The organism is Deinococcus wulumuqiensis R12 (genome assembly GCF_011067105.1).
In the GTDB taxonomy this organism is placed as follows: Bacteria; Deinococcota; Deinococci; order Deinococcales; family Deinococcaceae; genus Deinococcus; species Deinococcus wulumuqiensis.
Genome location: NZ_CP049357.1, coordinates 646,062 through 661,689 on the forward strand (window position 1 = coordinate 646,062; position 15,628 = coordinate 661,689).

Annotated in this window: 15 protein-coding genes; 6 read left to right on the plus strand and 9 right to left on the minus strand. The window is 65.5% G+C overall.

Translation table 11 applies throughout. From position 1 onward, the window contains the following. Window positions 1-112 precede the first annotated feature (112 nt). Window positions 113-673: a C39 family peptidase gene (locus G6R31_RS03195; protein ID WP_017871529.1), complete on the plus strand. Its 561-nt coding sequence runs from the start codon at window positions 113-115 to the stop codon at window positions 671-673. Window positions 674-757: 84 nt separating this feature from the next. Here the strand turns inward: G6R31_RS03195 and G6R31_RS03200 are convergent, their stop codons facing one another. After that, window positions 758-2,074 (minus strand): S41 family peptidase, encoded by a 1,317-nt coding sequence (locus tag G6R31_RS03200; protein WP_017871530.1) that lies wholly within the window; start codon window positions 2,072-2,074, stop codon window positions 758-760. Between the two features lie 309 nt (window positions 2,075-2,383). Here G6R31_RS03200 and ftsE point away from each other — a divergent pair, with 309 nt between their 5' ends. The 3 genes from ftsE to G6R31_RS03215 are packed head-to-tail and all read left to right on the plus strand — an operon-like array spanning window position 2,384 to window position 5,669. After that, window positions 2,384-3,067 carry a cell division ATP-binding protein FtsE gene (ftsE, locus tag G6R31_RS03205; protein ID WP_017871531.1) on the plus strand — a complete coding sequence of 228 codons (684 nt, stop codon included), beginning with the start codon at window positions 2,384-2,386 and terminating at the stop codon, window positions 3,065-3,067. Beyond that, on the plus strand, window positions 3,064-3,927 hold the full coding sequence (locus G6R31_RS03210; protein ID WP_025568076.1) for a cell division protein FtsX: 864 nt from the start codon (window positions 3,064-3,066) through the stop codon (window positions 3,925-3,927). Before ftsE ends, G6R31_RS03210 begins: the two co-directional genes overlap by 4 nt. 26 nt (window positions 3,928-3,953) lie before the next feature. Further along, window positions 3,954-5,669 (plus strand): M23 family metallopeptidase, encoded by a 1,716-nt coding sequence (locus G6R31_RS03215; protein ID WP_017871533.1) that lies wholly within the window; start codon window positions 3,954-3,956, stop codon window positions 5,667-5,669. Between the two features lie 671 nt (window positions 5,670-6,340). Here the strand turns inward: G6R31_RS03215 and G6R31_RS03220 are convergent. Further along, window positions 6,341-6,949: a CAP domain-containing protein gene (locus G6R31_RS03220; protein ID WP_017871596.1), complete on the minus strand. Its 609-nt coding sequence runs from the start codon at window positions 6,947-6,949 to the stop codon at window positions 6,341-6,343. Window positions 6,950-7,175: 226 nt separating this feature from the next. Between G6R31_RS03220 and G6R31_RS03225 the strand changes: the two genes are divergently transcribed. Together G6R31_RS03225 and G6R31_RS03230 are read left to right on the plus strand one after the other, a co-directional pair. Beyond that, window positions 7,176-7,775 carry a superoxide dismutase family protein gene (locus G6R31_RS03225; RefSeq protein WP_017871597.1) on the plus strand — a complete coding sequence of 200 codons (600 nt, stop codon included), beginning with the start codon at window positions 7,176-7,178 and terminating at the stop codon, window positions 7,773-7,775. A 3-nt stretch (window positions 7,776-7,778) separates the two neighbouring features. Beyond that, window positions 7,779-8,321 (plus strand): hypothetical protein, encoded by a 543-nt coding sequence (locus G6R31_RS03230; RefSeq protein WP_017871598.1) that lies wholly within the window; start codon window positions 7,779-7,781, stop codon window positions 8,319-8,321. A gap of 10 nt (window positions 8,322-8,331) precedes the next feature. Here the strand turns inward: G6R31_RS03230 and G6R31_RS03235 are convergent, their stop codons facing one another. The 7 genes from G6R31_RS03235 to G6R31_RS03265 form a co-directional block, all read right to left on the minus strand. Further along, on the minus strand, window positions 8,332-8,796 hold the full coding sequence (locus G6R31_RS03235) for a P-loop nucleotide/nucleoside kinase family protein (protein ID WP_040384630.1): 465 nt from the start codon (window positions 8,794-8,796) through the stop codon (window positions 8,332-8,334). Window positions 8,797-8,941: 145 nt separating this feature from the next. Next, window positions 8,942-10,126, minus strand: coding sequence for an acyl-CoA dehydrogenase family protein (locus tag G6R31_RS03240; protein WP_017871600.1), 1,185 nt, complete (start codon window positions 10,124-10,126; stop codon window positions 8,942-8,944). 1 nt (window position 10,127) lies between these two features. Beyond that, window positions 10,128-10,604 (minus strand): hypothetical protein, encoded by a 477-nt coding sequence (locus G6R31_RS03245; protein ID WP_017871601.1) that lies wholly within the window; start codon window positions 10,602-10,604, stop codon window positions 10,128-10,130. Continuing rightward, complete coding sequence (locus G6R31_RS03250; protein ID WP_017871602.1) at window positions 10,601-12,262, minus strand: acyl-CoA carboxylase subunit beta; 1,662 nt, start codon at window positions 12,260-12,262, stop codon at window positions 10,601-10,603. Before G6R31_RS03250 ends, G6R31_RS03245 begins: the two co-directional genes overlap by 4 nt. A gap of 56 nt (window positions 12,263-12,318) precedes the next feature. Further along, window positions 12,319-13,179 (minus strand): hypothetical protein, encoded by an 861-nt coding sequence (locus tag G6R31_RS03255; protein ID WP_017871603.1) that lies wholly within the window; start codon window positions 13,177-13,179, stop codon window positions 12,319-12,321. 186 nt (window positions 13,180-13,365) lie between these two features. After that, the gene (gene icd, locus G6R31_RS03260) at window positions 13,366-14,616 is read right to left on the minus strand and encodes an NADP-dependent isocitrate dehydrogenase (protein WP_017871604.1); all 1,251 of its coding nucleotides are present in this window, start codon (window positions 14,614-14,616) and stop codon (window positions 13,366-13,368) included. A 461-nt stretch (window positions 14,617-15,077) separates the two neighbouring features. Beyond that, entirely contained in the window at window positions 15,078-15,518 is a 441-nt protein-coding gene (locus G6R31_RS03265) for an OsmC family protein (RefSeq protein ID WP_017871605.1), read from the minus strand. Between the last annotated feature and the right edge of the window lie 110 nt (window positions 15,519-15,628).

Here is a 15,628-nt window from a genome sequence, read left to right on the forward strand (position 1 = left end):
GTCGTGGAGGGGGAAGGGGAGAGGGTGAAGTGTCACAACCCTTCCCCCTTCCCCCTCTGCCCTCCGCCCCTGAAAGGGTCTTGTGACGCCCGGCGCAGCACAATCCTTCCCCGTGCGTCTCCTTGTTTCCCTTCTACTCACCCTTGCCCTGAGCGTTTCTCCGGCGCTGGCGGTCCCGGTCAGCGGCTACGTTCTGGACGGGGTTCCGCTGGTCCGGCAGACCTACAACGCCTGCGGTCCGGCCAGCATCGCGCAGGTGCTGGGGTACTATGGCCTGAGCCTGAGCCAGCAGGAGATCAGCCGTCAGACCCGCGCCAGCGACCGCTCGTACATGACCGCGCAGGCCATCGTGGACTTTGCGCCGCAGGTCGGCCTGGGGGCGCGGCTGTATTCGGGCGGCAGCCTCCAGACCGTGCGGGCCGCCATCAAGCACGGCCTTCCCCTGATCGCCCTCCAGTCGCACATTCCGCAGCCGGGCAAGGTGATTCCCCACTGGCGCGTGGTCGTGGGCTACGACGACGCGGCGCGGCTGGTCTACCTGATGGACCCCCTGCTCGGCTACGTGGCGCTGGGCTTTGCCGATTTCGACCGGGTGTGGGAGGGGCAGCGCGGGCAGTTCGCGGTGATGTACCCGCCGCAACTGGAAGCGACGGTGAGAAAAGTCATCGGCTGAGGGCAGGGGCAAAGGGACAACGGAAAAGCCGCCCGCATGTGACTTGCGGGCGGCTCTTTCGTTCTGTCTGTTCCCAATCCAGGCTTACTTCAGCGTTTCCAGCGCCTTTTTCAGAATGGCGTCCTGTTCCACGTCCACCACCGCTTCGCCCTGCACGGCGCTGCGGTCCCGGCGCTTGATTTCGCCCACGTAGGTGAATTTGCCGTCCTTGTCGGCGGTGACCTTGACCGGCTGCCCGCCGACCGTGAGGGTGACGGTGGTGCCGGGCGCCACGCCGCTGCCGCTGAAGTTCAGCGGGACCGGGAAACGGGTGTCCTTCACGATGATGTCGGGGGTGATGCCCTTTTTCTGAATTTCGCGGCCTGCGGGCGTGACCCAGGCGCTGTTGACGATGGCGACCTTGCCGCCGTCGGGCAGCGTGATCGGAATCTGCGCCACGCCCTTGCCGAAGGTCTGCTCGCCGATGATGGTGGCCCGCTTGCTGTCCTGCAGGGCGCCGCCGACCACTTCGCTGGCGCTGGCGCTGTTTTTGTTGACCAGCACCACCAGTTTGCCCGTGTAATCGCTGGCCTGTTTGCGGGCGCTGCCGTACACCTCGGGCTGGGCGTCGCGCTCGCGCAGGCTGACGATGGGGCCGCTTTGCAGGAACTGGTCGGCCACGTCCACCCCGGCAGTCAGCAGGCCGCCGCCGTTGTCGCGCAGGTCCAGAATCAGCTTCTGCACGCCGCGCTTTTTCATGTCGGCAATCGCGGCGCGAAACTGCGCACTCGCCTGCTCGTTGTAGAAGGTGTTCAGTGCCACGTAACCGACGTTGCCGGGCAGGACGGTCTTTTCGACGCTGATGATGGTGACCTTCTGGCGGGTGAGCTTGACGGTGTAGGGCTTGCCCGCGCGGGCGAAGGTCACGTCCACCTCGGACCCGACCGGGCCGCGCACCAGTTTGACGATGTCGGTGAGTTTGGCGGTGCTCACGTCCTTGTCACCGATCTTGAGAAACACGTCACCGATCTGCACGCCGCCCTTGAAGGCGGGGTTGTCCTTGTAGACGTTGTCCACCTTGCCGCCGGTGCCGTCGCTGTTGGCCGAAAGCAGCGTGACCCCGATGCCCCCGAACGACCCCGAGAGGTCCTGCTGCGACACGGCGTTGTCCTCGGGTTCGGTGTAGTAGGTGAATTCGTCTTCCAGGCTGGCGAGGGCGCCGGTGATCGCGCCGCGCAGCACCTTTTCCTGGTCCACGGGGTAGAGGTAGTAGCGATTGAGGTCGTTGAGCACCTGCACCAGGCTCTTGCCCTCGGGCGTGCTGGCGAGCGTCTGGGTGGTGTAGCCGCTCATCTGTGCGGCGGCGACAGCGGCGGTCACGGCGAGGGTGCCAGCCACCAGAGCAATGCGGTTGCGGTTCATCTTTCCAGCATAGGCCCGGCGCCTGACAGCGGCATGAAGTCTGTTTGAGTGCCGCCCATCTGCCCTCGCCCCCAGCCCCTCGCCCCAGCGCAGTCGCGCCCTGGCCGACATGAGAAGCGCCCCCATTTGCCCTTCATGGTTGCCCCGGGGGGGTGGGCTATGCTGGCACGCGAGCATGTTGCCACCATCACTTTTGCCGCTCCCCTGTCCTCTGCTCTCCGGTTCTCCGTCTGGCCTGGCGTGGGAACCCCTGGCCTGGGAGGCTGTGGCGTGCGGCTCTCAGGCGTGGCAACCAGTCCGGAGCGCCGGGTGATCGAGTTCGAGCAGGTCACGCTGGAATACCCCGCCACCCGGACCCTGGCCCTGGATAACCTGACGGTCAAGATCGGCAAGGGAGAGTTCGTCTACCTTGTCGGGCACTCGGGGGCGGGCAAAAGCAGTTTCATGAACCTGATTCTCAAGCGGGCGCTGCCCACCCGGGGCGAAGTGCGGGTGGCGGGGCAACCGCTTTCGCACTACCGGGGCCGCCGCACCCCGCTGCTGCGCCGCCGCATGGGCACCGTCTTTCAGGACAACCTGCTGCTGGGGCACCTCAACGCCTACGACAACGTGGCCTTCGCGCTGCGGGTCATCGGCGTGCCGCAGCGCGAGTGGCCGGGCCGGGTGTCGGCGGCGCTGCGAACGGTGGGGCTGGAACACAAGACCCACGCCCTGCCCATGCAGCTTTCGCTGGGCGAGCAGCAGCGCGTCGCCATCGCCCGCGCCATCGTGTCGGACCCGCCGCTGCTCCTGGCCGACGAACCCACCGGCAACCTCGACCCCGACCACAGCCGCGAGGTGCTGCGGGTGCTTCAGGGCGTGCATCTGCGCGGCACGACGGTGGTGGTGGCGACCCACGCCCGCGACCTCGTCGAAACCTACCGCTCCCGCACCCTCACCCTGCGCCGGGGCAAACTGGTGCGCGACGAACATCTGGGGGGCTACGCCCTGTGAACTACCATCTCCGTCAGGCGTTGCTCGCCATGCGGGCCAACCTGACCGCCACCCTGTCCACCCTGACCACCATGACCCTGACCCTGCTGACCCTGGGCGGGGTGCTGCTGCTGACGCTGAATGTCAACCGCACGCTGGAACGGCTGGAATCGCAGGTGGAAGTGGCCGCCTACCTGACCCCCGCCGCCGACGAACAGGCGCTGCTGGAGGTCACTCGGGCCTACCCGCAGGTCTTGCAGGCGCGGCTGGTGAGCAGCGAGGAAGTGCTCAAGGAAATGACCCGCGATTATCCCTACACCCGTGAGGCCACCGCGCTGACCGGCAACCCTTTTCCCGACACGCTGCGGCTGCGGGTGGGCAAGCTGGAAGACTCGCGCCGGGTGGCGGCGGCGGTCGAGGCCCTGCCCGGCGTGGAAAGCGTGGAGTACGGCGAAAACTACGTGGACTCGGCGGTGCGCGCACTCACGGCGGTGCGGGCGGTGGGCTACGGCATGGTCGCGCTGCTGCTGGTGGGCACCCTGCTGAGCATTCTCAACGCGGTGCGCGTCGCCATGTTCGCCCGGCGCGACGAAATCAGCGTGATGCGGCTGCTGGGCGCCACCCGGTCCTTTATCCGGATGCCGCACCTGATCGAGGGGCTGCTGGTCGGCGGCGTGGCGGCGGTGCTGGCGGTGATGGCCCTCGCGTGGGGCTACCGGGTGCTGGCCGAGCGGCTGGCGCTCTTTGCCCCGATTTTTCCGGTGGTGACCGACTGGGACGTGCTGTGGCCGCTGCTGATCGGGGTCGGACTGCTGGGCGTGCTGCTCGGGCTGATCGGCAGCCTCTTCGCGACCCGCCGCTACCTGCGGGAGCTGGAGTGAAAAGCTCGCCGCGCGGAGGCTGGCGGGTGTCCTGGCCCGCCGGGGCACTGCTCACGGCGGCGCTGCTGGGGGCCGTGGCCGGGCCGCTGGAGGGGCTGGCCCGCGCGCAGAACGCGCCCGCCAACCTCGCCGGGGGCACCGAACTGACCAGCCGCCGCCTGGAGCAGCTTCAGCGCCAGCTCATCGAGCAGCGCCGCCTGAGCGCGCAGCAAAAGCGGCAACTGACCGAAGTCCGTGCCCGGCTGCGGCAGCTCAGCGCCCGGCAGCGCGAGGCCCTCGACCGACTCGACGCCCTGACCAGCGAGGTCACGACCCTGGAAAACGAGCTGGCCGACGTGCTGTCCCGGGTGTCGGCGGCCACCCGCGCCCTGCGTGAAACCGAGGCCCAGATTCGCGTGACCCGTTCGCAGGTCGAGGCCCTCAAAATCGACGCCCGCGCCGTCATGAAGGCGCTCTACCGCGCCCGTGACACCCAGTACATGCGGCTGCTCTCGCAGTCGAGCAGCGTGTCGGACATGCTGATTCGGCTGGACTACGCCAACATGGCCGGGCAACGCAACGTGGAGGTGATGACCCGGCTGCGCGAGGCCGCCGCCGAGCTGACCACCCAGCAGCTCCGTCAGCGCCAGCAGACCGACGCGCTGCGGGAATTGCAAGGCGAGCAGCAGACCAAACTGGCCGAGCTGCGTGACCGCCGTACCCGTCAGGCCGGGCTTCTGACCGAACTGCGGCAATCCCAGCAGGGGCAGCAGGCGGTGGCGGTGCGCACCCAGGCGCAGCAGGCGCTGACCGCCCAGACCATCGACGCGCTGGTGGGGGGCGTGGTCCGGGAACGTACCCGTCTGGAAGAGGAGCGCCGCCGCCGCCTGGAAGAGGAGCGCCAGCGCCGTGAGGCCGAGGCCCGCCGCATTCGTGAGGCCCAGGAACGCGCCCGCAAGGAGGCCGAGCGCCTGGCCCGCATTCGCGCCGAGCAGGAGCGCAAGGCCCGCGAAGCCGCCGAAGCCGCCCGCCAGAAGGCTCTGGCCCAGGCCCGCGCCGCCGCCGAAGCCCGTGCCCGCGCTGAAGCCAGAGCACGTGCTGAGGCCCAGGCCAGAGCGCAGGCCCAGGCCCGTGCCGAAGCGCAGGCGCGTGCCCAGGCGCAGGCCAGAGCGGCAGCCCAGGCCGAAGCAGCGGCCCGTGCCCAGGCCTCGGCGCAGGCCGCCGCCGCTGCCCGCGCCGAAGTGCAGGCCCGCGCCGCCCGGCAGGCGCAGCAGCAGGCCCAGGCCGCCCAGAAGGTCCGTGAGCAGGCCGTGGCCCGCGAGCAGCGCGACCTGCAGGCGCAGCGGGCACAGGCCGAGCAGCAGGAACGGCAACTGGCGGCCGAGCTGGCCCCGCTGCCCGCGAGCAGCAGCCACGACCTCGGGTTTCCGCTGCCGGGCGGCAAGGTGGCGGCGCCCTACGGCACCTCGGGGGCGCAGTGGGCGGTCATCAGCGGGCCGGCAGGAGACCGGGCGGTGGCCGCGCAGACCGGTCACGTCATCGCCTCGGCGTACTACGCGGCGCTGGGCTGGGTGATTCTGCTCGACCACGGCAACAACGTCATCACGGGTTATTTCGGCCTTCAGGACACCCTGGTCGAAGTCGGGCAACGGGTCGAGCGCGGCACGCCGCTGGGAACCACGGGCGGCAGCCATATCTTCGGCCCGGACCGCATGGCCTTTCAGGTCCGCAACGGGGAAACGCCGGTGGCTCCACCGTTCTGATACGGCTTCGAAAAAGAGTTTGGGGATCCAAAATGTTTTTCCGAGCAGAGCGAAGCGGCGCAGGGCCGATAGAAGCGCTCCCTAGAGCAGTTCTCCGAATTACGTGATGCGCGGAACGGCACCCCGCATCACTCCATTCTCCGCCCTGCTGAGTGTTTTGCACTCGCTCCGCTCGCCAAAAAGACGTAACGTCTTTTTGTCAAATGCTCTAGCCCGCTTTCAGCGCGGGGAGGAGAAGAAAGTACGGGGCTGGGCGACGCGGACTTATACGGATTCCGATTGAATCTGGTAGTTTCAGATTCAATCCGAGCGGATGCGAGTAGGAAAAAATACGGGTTACGCGATATGGATGCACAGGCGGCGCTTTCCCGACTGTGCAGGAATTAAGCGGAATCCGTATTATATCACTTTGAAAAATAGATTTCCCATAAAATCTATTTTTCCGAGCGGGGCGAGCAGAAGAAGATACGGGTTTGAGCGAAGCGGAGCGCATTCAGGCGCTTTTCCTGGATGCGCGTAGTATAGTTCAAACCCGTATTGCAAAGCTGAGAAGCCGAGCACATTCGGGCGCTTTCCTCGGATGTGTGGAGGAAAGCCCAGCCCCGAATGTCCCTCAAGCAGGCCGGGGAGCGGAGGCACGCTGTCCTCCGCTCCCCGGCCTGCTCCTATCCTTACCAGCCTGCGCCGAAGTTCTGCACCCAGTAATGCCGGTAGGTGCTCGCGGCGCTGGTGCCGTAGCCCACGCCGATGTCCTTGAACGCCGGGTTCATGATGTTGGCGCAGTGGCCGGGGCTTTGCAGCCAGCCCTGCACCACGGCCTCAGGGGTGGGCTGCCCGGCGGCGATGTTTTCTCCCGCCGTGCGCCAGGAGTACCCCGCCGCCGTGATGCGCTGCGAGAAGCTGCGTCCGTCGAGGCTGGTATGGCTGAAGTAGTTTCTGCTCGCCAGGTCGGCGGCGTGGTCCTGCGCGGCCCGTTCCAGCAAGCTGTTGTAGGTCAGGGCGGGCGCGGCGGCGTAGGCGACCGTCCCGCAGCTCCGCGCCTGGGCCCGCGCCGCATTCGTCAGATCGAAGACCTGCTGAGCAAAGGAGCTGCCGGGCACCCCCTGGGCCGCTATGGGGCTCGGCGGCGTGCCCGCAGGCTGACCTGTTTCGGTCGTGGCGTCTCCGACGGCCTGGCCGCCTGGGTGGGCGGAAAAGTCCGGCAGCTTCTGTTGACCGCAGGCCACCAGACTCAGCAGCAGGGCGGGGGTGAGGGCGAGCCACGCTTTGCTTTTGGGCATGGCTTATTAGAAATTAAGTTTTCCCTCAAGCCATGAGGATTCTGTCCTCATCTCTCATTCAGATAAAAAGCTGTGACGAAGCGGGTTTTCTCAAAACCATGTGAACTTTCTAGCAAAAGTAAGTCATGAAATGCACATTTTTCTGCGGGTCTTCAGGGCTGCTTTGACCAGCGGCGGCTTGCGCTGCCCTTGCGAGAAGGTGCGGGTGGGGGCGGGGCGTGTTTGAATGGGAGGCGAACTGTTCGCCATTCGCTCTGTTGCCGAGGAGGCCGCCCCCATGTTCCGAATCCTGACCGTTGTGCCGCTGCTGGCCCTGGGCCTGTCGCTGTCCGCCTGCGCCGACCTCGGCCAACCCACCGTCCGCGCCGAGCTGAAAAATGCCGAGGGCCAGGTCGTGGGCCAGGCCACCTTCCGCCCCGAACCCATCGGCACCCGCGCCAGCGTGGAGGTCAGCGGCCTCCAGCCGGGGCCGCACGCCCTGCATATCCACGAACATCCCAGGTGTGAATCCGGCCCCGACGCCGAGGGCAAAATCATCCCCTTTGGCGCGGCGGGCGGCCACTTCGACCCCGGCGCGAGCAAAAACCACGACTCGCCGCATACGACCAACGACAGGGGTCACGGCGGCGACCTGCCGATGATCGAGGTCGGGGAAGACGGCAAGGGGAAACTCAACTTTGACACCAACCGCCTGAAGATGAGCGGCCAGACCAGCATTCTGGGCCGCAGCGTCGTCATCCATGCCGGGGCCGACGACTACCAGACCGACCCCGCAGGCGGCAGCGGCGGGCGCGAACTGTGCGGCGTGTTGCAGGCCATTAACTGAGCTATGCCCCTCACCCTCACTGGCCTGCGCCGTACCCTCGCGGACATGGACGCCCCCGAACTCCGCGCCCTGCTGGAAGACCTGTATAGAGCCAGCGCCGCCAATAAGCGCCTGCTCACTGCCAAGCTGCAAGGCGACAACAGCGAACTGCGGGCCAAGCTGGAGAGCGAACTGAAGAAAGCCTTTGGAACGCCAGAGCGCACTGCTACTTTCCGCGTCAGTGGAGCGAAAAATGCGCTGGCCGACTATGTAAAGGTCGCTGCCCCGCTAGACGCCCTGGACGCCGAACTGCGGTACGTGGAGGCGGCGATGGACTGCCTGGGCACTTACGGCGGCTGGCCCGACAACAACTACAGCAGCACCGAGAAGGTCTGGGAAGGCTTGCTGAAGCGGGCCAAGAAGCTGCCGGACGACGCCTTGCCGCATGACCGCTTTCAGGCCATTGCTAAACGGGCTTACAACGTTGGTCTGGACGGGATTCCCTACGAATATGACGTTTTTCGGGGCCTGCACGACGACGATGAGGACGACGAGCTAGAGGATTGAGCGGACGGATTTACTCCCCAACAATCATCAGCGGCCCTTCCTTCCGCGTCGGCACCTCAAAGCCGTCAAAATACTGGGCGGCCAGTTCCTCTGTCAGCCTGAAGTCATCAGAATGCCCGCCCTGCCGCGCGCGCACACGCTCCAGCACCGTTTTGCGGGGCGTCGCCAGATAAATTGTTCCCGGCACAATACCCAGCGGGGCCAGCAGCGCCCGGTACTCGTCGCGCATCTGCCGCGAGTGGAAGGAGAAGTCCAGCACCACGTCCCGCCCTTCCCGCACTAGCGTCAGCAGACGCGTTTGCAGTTCGGCCTGGATTGCGGCGCGGATTTCCGGCGGCAGCGGCATGGTCTTGATGCCCCGTTCCCACGCCACTACGTCGGTGGAAAGCCGGGTCATCCCCTGGGCTTCCAGTTGCCGGGCGTAGGTGGATTTCCCCGAACCGGCGGGGCCGCACATGAAGATGACTCGGCTCATGATACGGATTCCGCTTAATTCCTGCACAGTCGGGAAAGCGCCGCCTGTGCATCCATATCGCAGAATCCGTATTTTTTCCTACTCGCATCCGCTCGGATTGAATCTGAAACTACCAGATTCAATCGGAATCCGTATGAGGCCGATTTTATTCCTGCTCAAACCGCCGAATCACGTCCCGGCTAATCACCAGCCGCTGCACCTCGTCCGTGCCTTCGCCGATGCGGGTCAGGCGGTTGTCGCGCCACATGCGCTCGACGGGGTATTCCTTGATGTAGCCGTAGCCGCCGAGCATCTGAATGGCCTCGTCGCAGGCTTCCACGCCCACGGTGGTGGCGTACAGCTTGGCGCGGGCGACGGACACGGTGAAGTTCTGGCCCGCGTCCTTGAGGTCGGCGGCCTTGCGAATCAGCAACCGGGCGGCTTCCAGTTTGGTGTCCATGTCGGCCAGGCGGAAGGCGATGTTCTGGTTGTAGGCAATCGGTTTGCCGAACTGTTTGCGCTCCAGCGTGTAGCGGGCGGCGTACTCGTAAGCGCCGCGCCCCAGGCCCAGGCCCATCGCGGCAATGCCCACGCGCCCGCCGTCCAGCACCTTCATCACGTCCTTGAAGGCGTTGCCGCGTTCGCCCAGCAGGGCGTCGGCGGGCAGGTGAATGTCCTCGAAGATCAGTTGGGCGGTGTCGGACGAGCGCAGGCCCAGTTTGTCTTCCTTGCGGCCAATGCTAAAGCCCTTTACCTCGTCGCGGTTGAACACGAAGGCGCTGATGCCGTCGTTCTTGCCCTTGCCTTCGCGGGCGGGGTCGGTGCGGGCCAGCACCACGTAGGTGCCCGCCACGCTGCCCTGGGTGATGAAGTTCTTGGAGCCGTTCAGAATCCAAGAGCCGTCGGGCTGCTCTTTGGCGTTGCTGAGCATCCCGCCGCTGTCCGAGCCGCTGCCGGGTTCGGTCAGGCCCCACGCGCCCAGTTTCTCGGCGCTGGCGAGGGCAGGCAGGTACTTCCGTTTCTGCTCCTCGGTGCCGCCAATCAGGATGTGGCCCTGGCACAGGCTGTTGTGGGAAGCCACCGTCAGGCACAGCGAGCCGTCCACCGCCGCGATTTCCTCGATGATCTGGGCAAAGGTCGCCGTGTCCAGGCCCGCGCCGCCGTACTCCTCGGGGGTCTGCGCCCCCATGATGCCCATTTCGCCCAGTTCCTTCACGATGTCGAAGGGAAATTCGCCCGTCTGGTCGCGTTCGGCGGCTCCGGGTTCCACCTTGTTTTTCAGGAAGGTCTTGAGGCTGGAAATGATGGTGCGCTGGTCGTCGTTCAGGGGGGTGAGGTTGGGGTTTTGCATCTTAGTTCTTCTCCTTGTCAATAATCGGTTCGTCGCTGTAATAGAGAGTGCCGATGGTAAGTAGGACTTCCTCGGCGAAAAGGGTCAGGCCCGTGAGCAAGGTTTGGATTTGTGCCGGACGTAGGTCGGACAGCAGGAAGGAGGCGTCAATCATCAGATTGAGGGTGCCGTCCTCGTCGCTGCTGAGAACACTGCGAGCAAAAACGCACTCGTCGCGCACTTCGGCCAGAAGCTCTGGCACCTTTCCCATATCTGGTAACTCACGCGGGTCAATCGGTGCAAAGTGCATCGCTCGCACAGCTATAGCTCTCGGCCCAAGCTCCAGCGTATCCAGGACAACTTCTACGCCATCATCAGGCAGCGAGGGGCCACCCCTGACAATGGCAAAAAGCACTTCAGCTTCAAAAGCAGTTTCGATGTCCAAAGCATCCAGCTTCTCGGACAGTTCGCGGAGCAGCGGTGGCATCGGCTCAGTCATACTTGAAACACGCCCACCCGGAATTCTTCCTGCTTCGGGTTCTGGGCACAGGCTTCCAGCGCCCGAATCAGCCGCTCGCGGGTGTCTTGCGGTTCGATGATTTCGTCCACCCACAGGCGGGCGGCGGCGTAGCGGGGGTCGAGTTCGGTGTCGTATTTGGATTTCACCTCGTCGTAAAGGCGCTGCAACTCCTCGTCGTCGGGGTCGTGACCAGCGCGTTTCAGGGCTGCCAGTTGAATGTCCAGCAACGTCTTGGCCGCCGCGTTGCCGCTCATCACGGCGTATTTGGCGCTGGGCCACGCGAAGATGAAACGCGGGCCGTAGGCTTTGCCGTTCATGGCGTAGTTTCCGGCCCCGAAACTGCCGCCCGTGATGATGGTGATTTTGGGCACGACACTGTTGCTCACGGCATTCACCAGCTTGGCCCCGCGCCGGATGATGCCTTCTTGCTCACTGTCGCGGCCCACCATGAAGCCCGTCACGTCGCTCAGGAACACCAGCGGCACGCCCGCCTGGTTCGCGTCGAGGATGAAGCGGGCGGCCTTGTCCGCGCTGTCGCCGTAGATGACGCCGCCGACCTCGATGCGGGTGCGCAGGCCGGGTTCGCCGCCCGACTTCAATTTCTTCTTGATGACGGTGCGCTGATTCGCCACGAACGCCACCGGGTAGCCGCCCATTCGCGCAAAGCCGCAGACCAGCGTCTCGCCGTATTCGGGCTTGAATTCGTTGAACTCGCCCCCGTCCACGATGCTGGTGATGAGGTCGCGCACGTCGTAGGTCTTGGAGCCGTCGAAGCCGACCAACTCGGTCAAATCCCGCTCGGGGGCGGGGCGCGTTTCCTTGCGGCGGCGGGCGAACGGGGCGGGGTCGCCCTGGGCGTACAGGTCGGCCAGGGCGCGGATGCGGGCAATGGCGGCCTCGTCGTCCTTTTCCTTGTAGTCCACCGTGCCCGCAATGGAGGCGTGCATGCTCGCGCCGCCCAGCTCCTCGGACTCCACGACCTGCCCAATCGCGGCCTTGACCAGCGCGGGGCCAGCCAGATACAGGCCGCTGCCCTCGGTCATGATGAGGGTGTCGCACATCACCGGGAGGTACGCGCCGCCCGCCACACAGTTGCCCATAATCGCGGCAATCTGCGGAATGCCCCGCGCCGACATGCGGGCGTTGAGGTAAAAGACCCGCCCGAAGTCGTCCTGGTCAGGGAAAATCTCGTCCTGCATGGGCAGGTACACGCCCGCCGAGTCCACCAGATACACCACGGGCAGGTGGTTTTCCAGCGCAATCGTCTGCGCCCGGATGACCTTTTTGGCGGTGATGGGGAAAAACGCGCCCGCTTTCACGGTGGCGTCGTTGGCGACAATCATCCAGGGGCGACCCCCGATGGTGCCGATGCCCGCCACGGTGCCCCCGCTGGGGCAGCCGCCCACGTCCTCGTACATGCCGTACCCGGCGAAGGTCATCAGCTCGTCGAAAGGGGTGCCGGGGTCGGTCAGCCGCGCGATGCGTTCGCGGGCGGTCAGGCGGTTCTTGTCATGCTGGCGCTGCTGGGCCTTGGGGCCACCGCCAGCGCGGACTTGTTGCTGGTCGGCCCGGAGGCGCTGTAGTTCGCGTTGCCAAACAGGTTGAGCTTGCGCCGAAGCGCCGTCGGTTGCTGTCATGTGTGGCCGCAGTCTAACAAACGCCCGTTAGGTTGGGGAGGGGGTCGCGGCTCCTTTCAGCGTGTGGGAATGCCCGCAGGCCACCCCTTCACCACGCTCACCCCGCGCCACGCCGGATAATCGGTGAGGTCGGCAGGCCCGATGGACACCCATTTTCCGGCCTTCCAGGGCGTGAGTTGCTGGTGCCCACCGACAGAAAACAGCGCGTAGAAATTGCGCCGCGCCCCGTCATACTCCGAGAGCCTGACCAAGAGTTGCGGTTGGCTGGCCCGGAAGCTAAGGACCCGTGAGCGCCCCGCCGCGTCCCGCGTGCAGAAAGCTGCGCCGCCCCTCACTTCCAGCCCGCCGAGGTCGGCAGGAAGCTGCGCCCGCCCGGTGATGCGTTCGGGGTGATTGCCCCAGTAGTTCCTGCCCGCTGCGCCCGAAAAGCCCGACGAGGACGAGAGAAAACTGTCGTTGCCCAGCCCACGACAGTCCACCCGCACCGCTGGCAGCAGCGCGAAAGCCACGCAGCCCGCCAGCCACAGCCAGGGCACCAGCACGGGTTGACCCTTTTCCCGCCGCGCCCGTCCGACCATTTGCGTGATCAGCGCCAGGGCTGCGGCGATGACCGCTCCGCCGAGCAGCAGCGTCGGCAACAGCGCCCAGAGGCTCAGCGGCAGCGGGTTGTCAGGCGAAAGCACCATTCGCAGCCCCACCACGCCCGCGCCGCCCAGCCACAGCACCAGCCCCAGCAGCGCCACGGTAAAAAACGAGCGCGAGAACGTCCAGCCGCCTTGCCCCCGTCTGGGCGCGAACGTCCACAGCGCCGCGCCGCCCAGCCACAGCGCCAGCAGTGCGGGCAGCGGGACGCCCCAGACGAACCAGGACAGGAGATAACCGAGGGCAAAGGCGAGGGGGAGATAAAGGCGGTTCATGGGTAAGTCCTCGGAGGGCGCGGCGACTTCGGGCGGTAGGGCGGCACAGGCGGGGAACGCGTCCCAGCCCAGCCCACCATAGGGCGAACGGCGCTCGCCAGGGGTGACGACCTGGAAGACCGACGGGCAGAAGCCAAAAGAAAAAGAGCTGGAGCAGCGGCCCCAGCCCTTGTTCTTACGCCGTTTTCAGGCGTTGCGGATGTGCTCGATAATCTTGTCGGCGAACTCGCTGGTCTTGACCTCGGCCGCACCTTCCATGCCACGTGCGAAGTCGTAGGTCACGACTTTCTGCTGGATGGTGGCGTCCAGACCCTTCAGAATCAGGTCGGCGGCTTCGGTCCAGCCCATGTAACGCAGCATCATCTCACCGCTGAGAATCACGCTGGAGGGGTTGATGACGTCCTTGCCCGCGTACTTGGGCGCGGTGCCGTGGGTCGCCTCGAAGATGGCGTGCCCGGTCACGTAGTTGATGTTCGCGCCGGGGGCGATGCCGATGCCGCCGACCTGCGCAGCGAGCGCGTCGGAGACATAGTCGCCGTTGAGGTTCAGGGTGGCGATCACGTCGTACTCGGTGGGACGCAGCAGGATCTGCTGGAGGAAGTTATCCGCGATCACGTCCTTGATCACGATGCCGTTCGGAAGCTGGCACCAGGGGCCGCCGTCGATTTCCACCGCGCCGAATTCGCGCTTGGCGAGTTCATAGCCCCAGTCGCGGAAGCCGCCCTCGGTGAACTTCATGATGTTGCCCTTGTGGACCAGGCTCACACTCTTGCGCCCGTTGTCGATGGCGAACTGGATGGCGGCGCGGACCAGGCGCTCGGTGCCTTCCTTGCTGACGGGCTTGACCCCGAAGGAGGAGGTCTCGGGGAAACGAATCTTGGTGACCTTCATTTCGCGGGTCAGGAAGCCGCGCACCTTCTCGGCCTCGTCGGTCCCGGCCTTCCACTCGATCCCGGCGTAGATGTCTTCGGTGTTTTCACGGAAGATCACCATGTTCACGTCCTGGGGGCGCTTGACGGGGCTGGGCACGCCGTCGAAGTACTGCACCGGACGCACGCAGGCGTACAGGTCGAGTTCCTGACGCAGCGCCACGTTGATGGAGCGGATGCCGGTGCCGACCGGGGTGGTCAGCGGTCCCTTGATGCCGAACAGGTACTCGCGGAAGGCCACCAGGGTGCTTTCGGGCAGCCACTGGTTCTCGCCGTAGACCTCCAGCGCCTTTTCACCGGCGTAGACTTCCATCCACTCCAGCTTGCGCTCGCTGCCGTAGGCCTGTTCCACCGCCGCGTCGAAGACCCGCACGCTGGCCCGCCAGATGTCGGGGCCGGTGCCGTCGCCTTCCACGAAGGGAATGATGGGGTGGTTGGGAACGGTCAGCTTGCCGTTCTGCATCGTGATCTTTTCGCCCTGTTCGGGCACCTTGATGTGCTTGTCCATGCCTGCTTACTTTACCCCAACACTGGGATTTCGGCAGACGCTGTTCTCGGTTGTCCCCCACGACTGAACCCGGTCTACCGGGACGTGACCTGCCCTACATTTCAGTTCCCCCATTCTTGGGCCGCACATTTTCACGCCGCAGCGCCCAAGCCTGTGCCCAGGAGACCAGGGGCAAGCGCGAAGCGGGCGACGGCCACCGGGTTTTCCTCCTTCCTGAAGAACGGTTCCCACTCCGGGGGCCGGTTTGCCGTGCGGCCAACGAACAACGCCCCAGCCTAAGCCGGGGCGCTGCGCTCCTTGAGGCGTCATACGGATTCCGCTTAATTCCTGCACAGTCGGGAAAGCGCCGCCTGTGCATCCATATCGCAGAATCCGTATTTTTTCCTACTCGCATCCGCTCTGCTGCGCAGCTTTGCAAGTCGGATTGAATCTGAAACTGCCAGATTCAATCGGAATCCGTATCAGCCTTCCAGAATCGCTTCGTGGGTGACTTCCACGTTGCCCTGCATGATGCGGCTCAGGGGGCATTTCTCGGCGGCGTCCTTGACGTGCGCCTCGAAGTCGGCCTGGTCGGAGCCGGTCAGCTTGCCGCGCACGGTGAGGTGCATGCGGCTGATTTTGAAGCCCGCGCCGTCCTTGACCATCTCGCAGGTGGCGTCGGTGTCGAGCGCCTGAATCTCGTGGCCGTGCGCGGAAATCAGCGCCGAGAGCTGCATGGTGAAGCACCCGGCATGGGCGCTGGCGAGCAGTTCCTCGGGGTTGGTGCCCTGGCCGTTTTCGAAGCGGGTCCGGAAGGAATACTGCGCCTGCGACAGCACCCCGCTTTCGGTGCTCACAGTGCCGTTGCCGGACTTGAGGTCGCCTTCCCAGTGGGCCGAAGCCTTGCGTGCAATGTCTGCCATAAGCCCAGTGTGAGGGCGCCTGTCCTCACGGCACCTCAGAAAACGGCCAAGCCGCCTTTATGCTGTCCGCCGATGCTGCCCGACCATGCTGCCTGCTGCCCGCCGATGTG